This window comes from Deltaproteobacteria bacterium, from assembly GCA_016709225.1.
GTDB classification, from domain to species: domain Bacteria; phylum Myxococcota_A; class Polyangia; order Nannocystales; family Nannocystaceae; genus Xiheibacterium; species Xiheibacterium phototrophicum.
Window position 1 is genome coordinate 2,839,580 of record JADJEE010000012.1, and the last position, 12,640, is coordinate 2,852,219.

At 70.8% G+C, this 12,640-nt stretch carries 13 protein-coding genes; 4 read left to right on the forward strand and 9 right to left on the reverse strand.

What is annotated here, in order from left to right; all coding sequences use genetic code 11:
- Positions 1–29 precede the first annotated feature (29 nt).
- Positions 30–1,103: an NADH:flavin oxidoreductase gene (locus IPH07_36770; GenBank protein MBK6923000.1), complete on the forward strand. Its 1,074-nt coding sequence runs from the start codon at positions 30–32 to the stop codon at positions 1,101–1,103.
- A 73-nt stretch (positions 1,104–1,176) separates the two neighbouring features.
- Here IPH07_36770 and IPH07_36775 read toward each other — a convergent pair whose 3' ends face one another.
- From IPH07_36775 to IPH07_36810, 8 genes are read right to left on the reverse strand one after another with little or no spacing between them, the layout of a single operon-like run.
- A complete protein-coding gene (locus IPH07_36775) occupies positions 1,177–2,643 on the reverse strand; it encodes an NAD-dependent succinate-semialdehyde dehydrogenase (protein MBK6923001.1) in 1,467 nt (488 codons plus the stop codon).
- Entirely contained in the window at positions 2,640–4,208 is a 1,569-nt protein-coding gene (locus tag IPH07_36780) for an NAD(P)/FAD-dependent oxidoreductase (protein MBK6923002.1), read from the reverse strand. The genes IPH07_36775 and IPH07_36780 overlap by 4 nt, the downstream gene beginning before the upstream one ends.
- 16 nt (positions 4,209–4,224) lie before the next feature.
- Positions 4,225–5,856: an AMP-binding protein gene (locus IPH07_36785; protein ID MBK6923003.1), complete on the reverse strand. Its 1,632-nt coding sequence runs from the start codon at positions 5,854–5,856 to the stop codon at positions 4,225–4,227.
- A complete protein-coding gene (locus tag IPH07_36790; protein MBK6923004.1) occupies positions 5,853–6,434 on the reverse strand; it encodes a hypothetical protein in 582 nt (193 codons plus the stop codon). The genes IPH07_36785 and IPH07_36790 overlap by 4 nt, the downstream gene beginning before the upstream one ends.
- A gap of 19 nt (positions 6,435–6,453) precedes the next feature.
- Positions 6,454–6,825, reverse strand: a complete 372-nt coding sequence (locus IPH07_36795) for a 4'-phosphopantetheinyl transferase superfamily protein (protein MBK6923005.1) — start codon at positions 6,823–6,825, stop codon at positions 6,454–6,456.
- A complete protein-coding gene (locus tag IPH07_36800) occupies positions 6,822–7,700 on the reverse strand; it encodes a metallophosphoesterase (protein ID MBK6923006.1) in 879 nt (292 codons plus the stop codon). Before IPH07_36800 ends, IPH07_36795 begins: the two co-directional genes overlap by 4 nt.
- Positions 7,697–8,548 (reverse strand): hypothetical protein, encoded by an 852-nt coding sequence (locus IPH07_36805; GenBank protein MBK6923007.1) that lies wholly within the window; start codon positions 8,546–8,548, stop codon positions 7,697–7,699. The genes IPH07_36800 and IPH07_36805 overlap by 4 nt, the downstream gene beginning before the upstream one ends.
- Before the next feature lie 15 nt (positions 8,549–8,563).
- Positions 8,564–9,364: a hypothetical protein gene (locus IPH07_36810; GenBank protein MBK6923008.1), complete on the reverse strand. Its 801-nt coding sequence runs from the start codon at positions 9,362–9,364 to the stop codon at positions 8,564–8,566.
- 227 nt (positions 9,365–9,591) lie between these two features.
- Here IPH07_36810 and IPH07_36815 point away from each other — a divergent pair, with 227 nt between their 5' ends.
- Both IPH07_36815 and IPH07_36820 read left to right on the forward strand, forming a co-directional pair.
- Complete coding sequence (locus tag IPH07_36815) at positions 9,592–11,091, forward strand: hypothetical protein (protein ID MBK6923009.1); 1,500 nt, start codon at positions 9,592–9,594, stop codon at positions 11,089–11,091.
- An 11-nt stretch (positions 11,092–11,102) separates the two neighbouring features.
- The gene (locus IPH07_36820; protein ID MBK6923010.1) at positions 11,103–11,678 is read left to right on the forward strand and encodes a hypothetical protein; all 576 of its coding nucleotides are present in this window, start codon (positions 11,103–11,105) and stop codon (positions 11,676–11,678) included.
- An 18-nt stretch (positions 11,679–11,696) separates the two neighbouring features.
- Here IPH07_36820 and IPH07_36825 read toward each other — a convergent pair whose 3' ends face one another.
- Complete coding sequence (locus tag IPH07_36825; GenBank protein MBK6923011.1) at positions 11,697–12,092, reverse strand: hypothetical protein; 396 nt, start codon at positions 12,090–12,092, stop codon at positions 11,697–11,699.
- A gap of 223 nt (positions 12,093–12,315) precedes the next feature.
- Between IPH07_36825 and IPH07_36830 the strand changes: the two genes are divergently transcribed.
- Positions 12,316–12,618, forward strand: a complete 303-nt coding sequence (locus tag IPH07_36830) for a hypothetical protein (GenBank protein ID MBK6923012.1) — start codon at positions 12,316–12,318, stop codon at positions 12,616–12,618.
- Positions 12,619–12,640: the final 22 nt, after the last annotated feature.

Sequence of the window (12,640 nt, forward strand, 5' to 3'; positions counted from 1 at the left end):
TCGCCGCGGTGCTACCGTGGGCGCCGCCGATGACCTCGATCCTCGAGCCGATGATCCTTCGCACGGGCCTGCGCGCGAGCAATCGCGTGGTGCTGGCGCCGATGACCAACAAGCAGAGCCACGACGACGGCACGCTGTCCGACGACGAACTCGCGTGGTTGTGCAGTCGCGCCGAGGGTGGCTTCGGCACCGTGATGACGTGTGCCGCCCACGTCGCGAAGGACGGGCAGGGCTGGCAGGGTGAGCTCGGCATCTTCGAGGACGCACAGCTGCCGGGCCTACGGCGACTGGCCAACGCGCTGCGCGAACGTGGTGCGGCCTCGGTGGTGCAGATCTTCCACGGCGGCGTGCGGGCCGATCCCGAGTTCAGCGGCGTGCAGCCGTGGAGCGCGAGCGAAGGCGAAGGCGCGCGGGCGGCCACGCCCGAGGACCTGGCGCGGGTCGTGGAGCAGTTCGCCGACGCAGCCGCGCGGGCACAGATGGCCGGCTTCGACGGCGTCGAGCTGCACGGCGCGCACGGCTATCTCTTCACGCAGTTCCTGAGTGCGACCGGCAACCGCCGCGCCGACGCTTGGGGCGGCCCGCTCGAGCACCGCGCACGTCTGCTGCGCGACGCCACGCGGGCCGTGCGGGCCCGTGTGCGTCGCGACTTCACCGTCGGCGTGCGTCTGTCGCCGGAGGACTTCGGCAACGCCAAGGGCATCGATGTCGACGAGACGGTCCAGGTCGCGCGCTGGCTCGCCGAGGACGGCGTCGACTTCGTGCACCTTTCGCTGTGGCGCTCGCAGCTCAACACCCGCAAGCACCCCGACGTGCATGCGCTCGAGCTGTTTCGCCCGGCGCTGCCGCCCGATGTCGCGGTGTTCGTCGCCGGCGGCGTCTGGACCCGCGACGAGGCCCAGGCGCTCATCGATCGCGGCGCCGACGCGGTCGCCTTGGGGCGCTCCGCGATCGTCAACCGCGACTGGGCCCACGCGATCGTCGACCCCGCGTGGGCACCGACGCGCCCACCGGTCACCATCGTGCAGCTGCGCGAGGCCGGTCTCAGTCCTCGCTTCGCCGAGTACATGCGCATCTGGAAGGACTTCGTGCGCGACGCATGATGGCGCGCACGGCCTCGGCTCACGGCGAGCCGTTCGTCGAGGTATGGCGGTGTCGAGCGCCGGTGCGGTGCGCTCAGCCGATCGACACGTACTTCACGTCGACGTACTCCTCGACGCCCCACTTGCCGCCCTCGCGGCCCCAGCCCGAGGCCTTGGCGCCACCGAAGGGCGCCTGCGCGTTCGAGACCGCCGCGTCGTTGAGACCGACGATGCCGCACTCGAGGCCCTCGGCGACCCGCAGCGCCCGTGCGAGGTCGCGGGTGTAGGCATAGGCCGCGAGGCCATACGGTGTGTCGTTGGCGAGCGCGAGCGCCTCGGCCTCGTCATCGAACGCCTGCACCGCGACCACCGGTCCGAAGGTCTCTTCGCGGGCGATTGCCATCGCGGGCGTGAGCCCGGTGATGAGCGTGGGCTCGCAGAAGCGCCGCACGAGCTGGGCGCGCGGCTGCACGATGTGGCCGCCGGTGACGAGCGCCCCGCCGTGATCCCGGGCGTCGGTGACGTGGGTCTCGACCTTGTGGACCGCGTCGTCGTCGATGAGCGGGCCGATGTGCACGCCTTCGTCGAGGCCATGGCCCATGCGCAGGCTCGCCATCGCGGCCCGCAGCTTCGCGACGTAGGCGTCGTGCACGGCGGCGTGTACGTAGATGCGGTTGGGGCAGATGCAGGTCTGACCGGCATTGCGGAACTTCGCGACGATGGTGCCACGCACGGCCGCGTCGAGATCCGCGTCGTCGAACACCAACAGCGGCGCGAGTCCACCCAGCTCGAGCGAAAGCCGCGTCAGGTGCGTGGCCGCGCGGGCCACCAGCAGGCGGCCGACCTCGGTCGATCCGGTGAAGCTCAGCCGGCGCACGCGGGCATCGTCGAGCCACGCTCGACCGATCGCGTCGGCGTCGCCCGTGACGACGTTGATGACGCCGGGCGGGATGCCGACCGCCAGTGCGAGCTCGGCCAGCGCGAGTGCCGTCAGCGGCGCCTGCTCGGCCGGCTTCACCACCGCGGTGCAGCCCACCGCCAGCGCCGGCCCGAGCTTGCGCGTGATCATGGCAGCCGGGAAGTTCCACGGCGTGATCGCTGCGACGACCCCGAGCGCCTGTCGCATCACGATCATGCGCTTGTCGTTGCCCGCCTGCGGTTGGTACTCGCCCGTGAGTCGTCGGCCCTCCTCGGCGGACCAGTCGATGAACGACGCCGCGTAGGCGATCTCGCCCATGGCTTCGGCCAGCGGCTTGCCCTGCTCGCGCGTGAGCTCGACGGCGAGCTGGCGCTGCTGCTGCAGCATCGCCGCTGCGAAGCGACGCAGCAGATCGGCGCGCTCACCCGGCGGACGCGCACGCCAGCCGGGCAGTGCGGCGGCGGCGGCATCCACCGCTTCGCGGGCCTCGGCGGCGCCGTGGTAGGGCACCCACGCAACGGTCTCGTCGGTCGCGGGGTCGTCGACACGCAGGCTGGCCTCGCCCTCGGCGACGTGCTCGACGCCGATTCGGTTCGGCACCACCTTCGCGCCGGCGGGGGCGCGCTCTGGCTGCGCGCTCACGGCGAGGCCTCGGCCCGCAGATCGCGTTCGAACATGTACGCGCCCAGCGGCCACGGCTCGACCTTGCGACCGGGCTCGATCAGCGCGAGCACCTCGGCGCGGGTGCGGTTGGAGATCGCCGACACCAGCCGGAGCATGGGCTTGCGCGCGCGCGCGGTGCCGACCTCGGGGATGAAGTCGAGGATGCGCAGCGGCTGGTGGTAGTGATCGAGGTTGTCGCGGAAGTAGTCGCCGCGCTCCTGCAGTACCGCCGCGGCCTCACGGAACAGCCGCGCGAAGCTGTGCAGCTGCGCGAGGATGGGCCCGCGCAGACTCAGCTGTTCGCGCAGCCACCCGCGATCGAGGTGCTGGTCCCTCGCGTACGCGTGGAACCACAGGTTGTAGTAGTTGTGGATGTCGAACTCCCACTTCAGCGAGAACAGCCGTCGGCTGCCGAAGCAGGGGTAGAGGTCCCGGTACAGCGCCAGCGCGGCGTCGAAGCGGAACTGCACGAACGCGTCGAACAGCGCCACGTCGGCGGCCAGCTCGCCCTCGCTGGCGCCGGCGAGCTCACGCGCGATGAGCTCGCACGTGAGGTCGTTCTCGATGGCGATGAAGTCCGACCCGGGGCTGTAGAGCGGATCGCTGAAGGCATTGGCCTCGCCGACCCGAGACCATCGATCGGCGCCGAAGAACGACCCGCCGGTGTAGGGCACCTTCGCGAAACCCATCGCGTCGAGGCAGGTTGCTGGCGCCAGCAGCTCGCCTGCGGCGCGGTGCTCCTGCACGAACGCCCGCAGGCCCTCGGGGGTGCGCCACGCGTCGCGGAAGCGATCGGCCTCGCAGACCACGCCGACGCTGGTGACCCCGCGCGCGATCGGGATGAACCAGATCCAGTAGCCGGCGTACATGAAGTGCACCGTCGAGATCGTGCGACTGGTGTGGCGCACGCGCGCGCGCCAGGCTGGGGTCCCCGCGTCGTCGAGATCGGCGACGCCGGTGAAGCGTCCCCATGCGGCCGCGAGCCGGTGGCCGGTGTCACCGCGGTGCTCGCCGAGCGCCCGCGCGTGCAGACGCGCGCGCCCGCTGGCGTCGACGAGCCAGCGCGCCTTGACGGTGCGCTCGCGATCGCCGTCGCGCACGGTGAAGCCATGCCGCGCGCCGTCGCGGCCGGGCTGCAGGCCGCTCACCGTGACGCCGACCTGCACGTCGACGCCGTCCTCGCGGTTCATGCGTCGCAGGTCGGCGTCGAGTCGCTGACGATCGAGCTGGAAGCCGGGATGGTAGGGCAGCGCGTCGGTGCCGATCTCGCCCAGGCGCACCAGCTCGGCGTTGCGGTCGGCGTCGTCGAAGAAGAACCGCACGCCGTTCTTCGGCAGGTGGTTCTGGTAAAGGTAGTTGGTGAGCCCGAGTCGACGCGTGAGGTAGTTCGCGGCGATCTCGACGGTCGACTCGCCGACCTTGAAGCCGCCGTCGTCGTCGCGCTCGAACAGGCCGACCGAAAGCTGTGGCAGCGTGCGTCGCAGCTGCCGCGCGAGTGTGGCGCCTGCGAGTCCGCCACCGACGATTGCGACGTCGAGCTCCATGCCGAACCCTCGCAGTCTACTCCACCGCTGCACCCGCAGCCGCGGCGAAGATCACCGTGCCGCTGGCGCACGCCTCGTCGCCGCACGACACACGGAAGTCCACCTGCGCGCCGCGGCGCCGCAGCTCGACCTCGACGGCGTCGCCGGGTCGGATGGTGCGGGTGAACTTGACCCGCCGCGCTCGCCGCATGCCGCCCAGGCCCGGCCACGTGCGCGCCACCGTGCGGGCGACCAATTGCTCGAGCACGACCACCCCGGGTAGCACGGGGTCGCCCGGGAAGTGGCCGTCGAAGTAGGGCAGGGCGCCGTCGATCTCGAAGCGCACGCGCGTGTGCTGCTCGTCGCGTGACACCACCAGTGGCTCGAGCACGGCGGTGACGCCGAGCGCTGCGAGGGCGACGTTGCGCTCGAGCTTGCCACGGTCGTTGCGAGGCAGCGCCTCGGTACACACCACGCGCCGCGGCAGCGCGACCGCGTCGAAGCGCTCGGCCAGCGCCGCACGGACGGACGCGGGGTCCAGCGTCGTGGTCGCGACCAGCAGCCCGATCGCGTCGCCGCGGCCGTCGTGGGCGGGGAGCCGCAGCGCGTGGGCGTCGGTCACACCCGACAGCGCGAGCGCATGGGCGGTGACCTCGGTGAGTGCGACGCGGATGCCGGCGATCTTCAGGACGTCATCGACGCGGCCGAGGTGCACGAAGCCGTGCTCCGACATCGCGATGCGATCGGCGGTCGCGATCGGCAGCCCGTGGCCGCACCACGGCGACTGCACGTGCATGCGGCCGTCATCGTCGGCGCGGACGTGCACGCCCGGGAGCGGCACCCAGGGCGGATCATCGCGGTCGTGGACGCGACTGGCGATGCCGCCGGTCTCGCTCGACCCGAGCACCTCGGTGACCGCGATGCCGAGGTGCTCGCGCACCATCGTCGCGCATGCGGTGCCGAGCGGAGCGCCCGAGCTGACCACGCGGGCGAGGCCCGCGAAGGCGCCGCGCGCGAGCACGCTGCAGGCCCGCAGCTGCGCCGGCGTGGTCACCAGCACATCGCTGCCGTGGCGGGCGAGCGTCGCGACGATGGCCTCGGGCTGCAGCGGCATGGCCTCGGCCACGCTCGCCCCTGCGAGCGCCGGCGCGATCACGCCGAACAACAACCCGTAGATGTGATGCGGCGGCGGTGTGCACGTGATGCGGGAGGCCGGCCCGAGCCCCAGCTGCAGGGTGAGTGCGTGGGCCTCGGCGAGCAGCTCGTCGCCGGTCTTCGGCACTGCGAGCGGTGCGGTGGTGCTGCCCGAGGTGTAGAGCTCGACCGCGGGCGTGGCGATGCGTGCGAGCTGGGCGAGGTGTCCGTCGTCCGAGGCGAGCGCGGCGTCGTCGCGCACCGGTGCGAGTGCGGCGTCGTCGAGCACGACCGCGTGCGGGCCTGCGAGTGCGGCGATCGTCGCGGGCCGCAGGTTCGCGGGCAACCGCAGCCGCAGCTGGCGCGACCACGCCAGCGCCGCGCCGATCACGAAGGCGCGGCGCGAGGCGCAGGCCAGCACCACGGTATCGATCGCCGGCGACACCGTGAGAGCGTCGGCATCGCGCAGCAGTTGCGACCATCGCGAGTCCCCGTCGAGGCCGGCAACCCGCGCGTCGGGGTGCACCCAGCTCATGGGCCCACCGTCGCGGCGCCGAGCCGCAGTCGTCGGAGGATCCACTCGCCGGCCATCAATGCGCCGACCAAGGCATACGCGATGCCACCGCAGTAGGTCGCCCACCACTCGAACGGGGCCGCGATGGCGAGTGCGGCCGAGACCGCCGCGTTGGCGGCGAAGAAGCCGACCCACACCTTGGTCACGCCGCGGCACCACGCGACCCCGCGCGGTGGCAGGTCGGAGTGCTGCAGCCGTGCGAAGCGCTCGATCATCGGCATGGCACCACCGCGCAGCGTGCTGCCGAAGCTGACCAGCAGGCCGAGGTTGACGAACACGGGTACCCACAGCAGCAGGCCCGCGCGACCGCTGGCGGCGCTCGCGGCCGCGGCCACCAGCGTCGGGGCGAGCGGCGTGAAGGCTTCGCGCAGACCCGCCGCGCTGAGGTTGCGCGCGCGCAGCAGCGCCAGCGTGATCGACAGGCCCAGCAACGCCAGCGCCGTGGTGCGGATCGTCGTGCGGGTCATGCCAACGTACACGACCACCGGGTAGGCGATCATCACGATCACGGTGGCGACGCGTGCGATGCGGGCGAACACGGGGGGTGGGGCCGGCGATCTATACCAGGACCACGACCGCCCACGCGCGCTCGTGGTCGCGGGCCCACGCAGCCATCGAGACCCGCGCGCCCTGCCGCGCCGCGGCCCCGCCGGCGGTGTGGATCGTCGCGTGGTGGCGATCCAGCACGACGTCGAGCTCTTCGAGCGCGATGCCGTCGAGCACGCCGACACCCAGGGCCTTGAGCCAGGCCTCCTTCACCGCGAAGGTGGTCGCGAACGCGTCGCTGGGCCGCGCGGCCGCCCGGCAGCGATGGCGTTCCTGCGGTGTGAAGTAGCGCTCGGCGAACGCGGGGCTGCGCGCGAGCAGCCGCTCGAAGCGCGACAGGCCCACGACGTCGAGTCCGAGCCCGCCCACGCCCGCGAGGCTCACGCAGTGGCCCCCGGGTAGAGCGGCAGCAGCTCGTGACCCGGACGCAGCGCGCCGGTGTCGTCGTAGCGGCGATCGAGCTCGAGCCGGAGGTAGGTCTTGGCGTGGTCGTGCAGCCCGAACGACGTCGACAGGCACAGCTGACGGGCATCGACGCACTCGTAGCCCTCGCGCACGATGTCGTGGCCGTAGGTCACGAAGCCGCGCGGCTCGCCGTGCGCGACCGCCAGCAGCGACTCGGCGTGGGCGGTGGTGGCGGCACGCGCCCAGAGCAGCGCACCGAGCGTGCCGACGTCGATCATCTGCCACGGCTGCACGTCCTGGTAGCCGTCGTAGGTCAGCGCGTCGAAGGCGTGCAGCGAGCGCTCGGTCGCCCGCGGCGCGCCGTGGCAACAGACCACGCCGCACGGCGCGATCGCGAGCAGCGGCAGGCCGGCGAGGAACTCCACCGCGCGCGCGCGATCGGGCCCCAGCGAGTTCTCGAGCACCGCCGCTTCGTCGTCGTGGAACTTGCTGACCACCGGCCCGCCGACATGGGCGTGCTCATGGTTGCCGAGCAGGTAGATGACGTCGTGATCGCGCGCGTACTCCATCGCCTCGAGCAGCAGCATCGCGGACTCGTCGGGATAGAAACTGCCGAGGTGGTCGGGCCAGCGCTCGCGCGTGAGCTCGGGCGGTGGTCCGTGCACGAGGTCACCGCACAGCACCAGCCAGGCGCGGCGACCCGCGTCGAGCTCGCGGCGATGCAGCTGCAGCAGCGCGCGGAAGTCCGCGAGGTTGCCCTGCAGGTCGGTCGCAACCAACGCCACGCCCTCGGCGGGCAACGCTGCGACCTTGCGTCCCCACCACCCAGGCCCAGCTTCGGCCGCCGCGTTCACCAGCTCGGCTGCGCCTCCACGTCCTCGTCGGGCTCGTGGGACGCACCGCGCTCGCGGCGGAGCCTCTGCATCGCGTTGGCGACGTCCTTCTGCGCCTGCGCCATGCGGGGAGCCAGCTGGAGGTTGGTTTGGTTGAGCTTCTGGATGAACGGCGCGGTGATGGCCTGACGCTCGTCGACGACCGCGTACAGCTCGTCGAACACCGTCGCGAACTCGGGCTCGATGGCGCTCGACTCCGGCTGCTTCTGGGTGCGGTTGCCGGGCTTCACCGCCTTGGCTGCAGCCTCCGCATCGCCACGGCCCAGCCACTTGATGGTCTCCGCGATGACCTTCTCGGGGTCGCGTAGGAGCCCGTCGTAGGACTGCACGTGCACGCGATGGCGCCGTGTCACGATGTCGCGCACCAGCGAGAAGTTCTCGTGCCACCACTCGAGCACCGAGGGAATCCGCGGCGGCGGGGGCTGGCCGGTCTGCTCGAGCCGCTTGGCGTCTTCCATGTCGTAGAGGCGAGCGAGCGAGGCCTCGTACTCGCGCCACGGTCGCATGGTCGCGACCACGTGACCGATGAAGGCCCGATCGGTGCGTACCAGCCCGGGGATGAACACCTTGACGATGTGGTTCTCGACCTGCTCGGGGAAGAAGTAGTCGCCCGTGCGGGGGTGGGGATTGGTGGCCCAGTAGATGCCGCGCCGCAGGATCGACTCGTAGAAGCCGTCGGGGTTGGCGTCCTTGATCGTGTTCTCCCACACCCGTGGGAACGCCTCGCCGAACGGCTCGAAGCCCGCGCCGATGAGGATCTGCATCCACATCGAGGTCCCCGAACGCTTGGTGCCTGTCACGATGATCATGCGTCGCGGAGCCTCTCAGAAGGGGCAATCGATCGGGATGAAGGGATTCATCGAAGGGAACGCGCCGGGCTGGTACGTGTAGTACTGATTCGACAGCAGCACCCAGTGCTCGGCGATCGCATCGAGCTGTTCGCCGTCGAGATCGGTGATGCCCTGGCCGTTGTTGGAGTAGTGCAGGAAGATCGCGGCGACGTCGGCCCCGCTCTCGATGCGCTTGATGAGCTGCGCGCACACGTTGCTGGTGACCGGCTCGCTCAGCGTCAGCAGCACGCGATCGGTGTACGCACTGTTGGCGACCCCGACGACCTCGACGTTGGGGCCGGGCGGCGTGTAACACCACGTGTAGCAGCTGTCGCCGTAGCAGTACTCTTGGCAGACTTCCTTGCCGTTCCAGCGGCCGAGATCGGAGTACCAGGTGCCGTAGGCGTAGTAGGCGTTGTCGAACGCGGCCGACAATCGGAACTTGCCGGCATCGATCGCGCCCAGGGTCGCGATCGGCTCGCTGAAGAAGAGCTCGACGGTCTGCGCGTCGAGCATGCGCGCGTCGATCAGCTGGGGCGGCCCCGGCTGCGGCGTGGTGCCCGTGGGGTCGCCGGTGGGGTCGGTGGGGTTGGTCGACGCCGTGGTGCTGGGGTCCGTGGGGCTGCTCGACGGATCGGTGGGCGCGCTGGGGTCGCCGGTAGGGTCGGTTTCGCCCGAGGCGCTCTCGCCGTCGGTGTCGGACTCACCGAGCAGCGAGCGACCGCAGGCGCTCAGCGTCAACGAAGTCGTCGCGAGCAACAGCGGTACGTGGCGATGCAGACTCAACCTAACCATCGGATTTGTAGCGTTTCAGAACGGTTGGAGCGGGTCAAGTCCGCTGCCGGTCGGTGACCCCGCTCGCATCGCGCTTGCGCCTGCGCCGGTCGCCAAGAACGCACCGCAACTGCGTTGCCACCGGTGGCCGCAGGCCGCGCCATGCGCTGCATCGTCCCCGGCTGTCCGTGCTTTCGTGACCGCGGTGTTATGTGCAAGTCTCCGTGCTGGGGCAGCGGAGATCGAACATGAAGCGAACCATCTCGAACCACCGGCTCGGCGTCACGGCGACGGCCTTGCTCTCGGCCCTCACCCTCGGCTGCAACGACGGCACGCCTGCTGGCAACGGCGGCAGCAGCGATGGCAGCGCGTCGAACACGATGGGCATGACCTCCGACGCCACCACCGGCTCGACCGGTGCGGATCCGGGCGGCTCGACATCGGGCTCGAGCAACGCCACCACGGCCTCCACCACCGGCGTCGCGGACTCCGGTGAGAGCACCATGGGCGGGCCCAAGTTCGACCTCGGCGGAGCCGAGGGCGGCGAGGACTTCGACGCTTCGTTGCACGGCTTCGTCTACGGCCCCGACGGCGAGATGCCGGTGTCGGGCGCGCTCGTCTACGTCACGAACACGGAGCCGGCGGGCATCCCTCAGGGCGTCTACTGTGCGGAGTGCGAGGCGCTCGCCGACGACGACGACTGGACCATCAGCAACGCCGACGGCAGCTTCGATCTGCCGGCGCACTCGGGCCCGGGCAAGTTCCTGGTGGTGCAGAAGGGCCAGTTCATGCGGATCACGCCGATCATCGTCGGCCCGCAGTCGGTCGACCTGCAGCCGATCCTCACCACGCTGCCCGATCACAACGATCCCGACAGCGGCCTCTACATCCCGCTCATCGCGGTTGCCGATGCCTCGTACGATCGCCTCGAGGACGCGCTCGGCAAGTTCGGTCTCGGCGAGACCATGATCACCGGCTTCGACGAGAAGCTCGTGCCCGACACCGAACAGTTCGCGCTCTACGACAACGGCCGTCCGCCGTCCACCGACGGGTTCGTCTCGCAGGGCACGCTCGCGGAGCTCGTGCTCGATCCCGTGCAGCTGGCGCAGTACCACATCATCTTCGTGCCCTGCAGCAGCGGCACCTACGTCAGCACGCTCAACGACCCGACTGCGGTGCAGAACATCCGCGACTGGGTCGCCGCGGGTGGCCGGTGGTACGTCGCCGACTGGTCGAACGAGTGGCTGCAGATGGTGTTCCCCGAGTACCAGAACCTCAATGGCTGGGACGGCTCGAGCGGCAGCGCCGACAACGGCTCCTACGACTCGCTCGCGACCGTGCTCGACGACGATCTGCTCGAGTGGCTGGGCGCGCTGCCCGACGCGTACAAGGACATCAACCCCTTCAACGACGACACGCATCCCGCGGTCGACTCGCTGCCGACGCTGATGACGCTCGACAACTGGTCGGGCATCGACGCGACGCTGCCGGTGCTGGTCGACGATGGCCTCGGTGGGCAGGTCGACGTCGGCCACAAGGTCTGGCTCGAGGGTCCCGGCGGGTTGCCGGCGGCCGTGCATCCGCTGACGGTCACCGGTCAGTTCGGCTGCGGCAAGATCCAGTTCACCAGCTACCACGCCGCCGAGTTCACCAACACGTACGTCGGCCTCTCGCCGCAGGAGCTGGTGCTCATCTACACCATCCTCGAGATCGGTGGTTGCCAGCAGGCACTGCCACCGCCGGGATGATCGTGCGCCGCGTGGCGGCGTCGATGTTCGCGCTGGCGCTGGGTTGCCCGGCGTCAGGCACCCGCGACGAGCTGCCGCCCGCGGCAGTGTTCACCACCGACGGTGGCGCGTTCGACCCGCTGACGGCGAGTGTGCCGATCGTCGTGCTGGCGTTCGTCACGCCCGATTGCCCCATCTCCAACCGCTACGCGCCCGAGCTACGGCGCATCGCCTCGACGCTGCCGCCCGATCGCGTGGGCGCGTGGTTGGTCTATCCCGACCCCGACGTCGCCGCGGACGCGATCGAGCGCCATCGCAGCGAGTACGCGTTGCCGTGGCCGGCACTCCGCGATCCCGAGCACCGGCTGGTCAGCGCCGCGCAGGCCCGCGTGACGCCGGAGGTCGCGGTGTTCGTGCGCGCCGACGATGGCACGCCCGTGTTGGCCTATCACGGACGCATCGATGATCGCGTGCCCGAGTTCGGCCGCATTCGAGCGCAGGCCAGCGAGCACGACCTCGAAGACGCGCTCGCGGCAATCCTGGGCGGCGAGGCGCCGCCGCGTGCGAGCGCCGTCGCGGTCGGGTGTCCGATCGACGATCTGCGCTAGCGCCCACGGGTCGGGCCGTCACGGCGGCTTGATCTCGCGCGTCGGTCGTCGACCCGCAGGATCCGTCAGCCACGCCATCGCGTCGTCCTCGGTGAGGAAGGCCCGGATCGGGACGCGCTTCGACAACGCCGTCATGTTCATCCGGACGCGCGAGAGCTCGCCATCGACGAGCAGGGCGAGCGCCTGGAGGCCGCATACCGCGGCCCACTCCCACATCGCGCTGCGCACCGACTCGTCGTGGCCGACCACGCCGCGGTAGTCGAACATCACCGCCGTGAGTCCGGCGGTGCGTGTCGCCCGCTCGATGTCGGATTGCAGGCGATCGGCCTCTTCGATGTCGGCGATCCGCCGCAGCATCTTCACGCGGACGAACGCGGCGGCGATCTCGATGTTCGCGACGTCCTGCGCGGGCATACCATCTTGCAGTGTAGCGCTCGGACGCGCCTGCGCCGCGATCCCCACCCCTTGGCCCGCATCGCACGTCGAGCGCCCGGAAAACGCAACGGCGGCGCGGACGCGCCGCGACCGCGAAGCCCCCGGTGCGTGCAGGTGCCGACTCCTGCGACGCTGCCGTGGCCTGGGTCCGATTGCGGACCGGGTCGACGGGGCAAGGCACATGCGGGGACGAATCGGCGGCGTGAACGTGGTTCTGGGGTTCTTGATCGGGCTCACCGGCTCGGTCGCGATGGCCTCCTGTGTGGTGGAGGAGTCGCGATCGATCTGCGTGAAGACGCAGCGGTCCTGCGATCTCCACGGCGACGACATGTGCGAAACGGCCGACGAGTGCGTACCGGCCGAGGCATTCGATGTCGACGCCGTCACCGACTGCGAGGACGGGCAGTGCGTTTGGGACTGCACCGATGGCGGCAGCTGCCCCTCGGGTTGGAGCTGCATGCCGGTGCGCAAGGGCGTCGAAGAGCTGCTCGGCGTCGGCTGCTGATCGCAGCGGCTCAAGTCCGGCC

Excerpts from the sequence above, each read along its gene's own strand:
- IPH07_36770 (MBK6923000.1), top strand. The coding sequence starts at position 30 with ATGACCTCGATCCTCGAGCCGATGATCCTTCGCACGGGCCTGCGCGCG.
- IPH07_36780 (MBK6923002.1), bottom strand. The coding sequence starts at position 4,208 with ATGGAGCTCGACGTCGCAATCGTCGGTGGCGGACTCGCAGGCGCCACA.
- IPH07_36785 (MBK6923003.1), bottom strand. The coding sequence starts at position 5,856 with ATGAGCTGGGTGCACCCCGACGCGCGGGTTGCCGGCCTCGACGGGGAC.
- IPH07_36805 (MBK6923007.1), bottom strand. The coding sequence starts at position 8,548 with ATGATCATCGTGACAGGCACCAAGCGTTCGGGGACCTCGATGTGGATG.
- IPH07_36810 (MBK6923008.1), bottom strand. The coding sequence starts at position 9,364 with ATGGTTAGGTTGAGTCTGCATCGCCACGTACCGCTGTTGCTCGCGACG.
- IPH07_36815 (MBK6923009.1), top strand. The coding sequence starts at position 9,592 with ATGAAGCGAACCATCTCGAACCACCGGCTCGGCGTCACGGCGACGGCC.
- IPH07_36825 (MBK6923011.1), bottom strand. The coding sequence starts at position 12,092 with ATGCCCGCGCAGGACGTCGCGAACATCGAGATCGCCGCCGCGTTCGTC.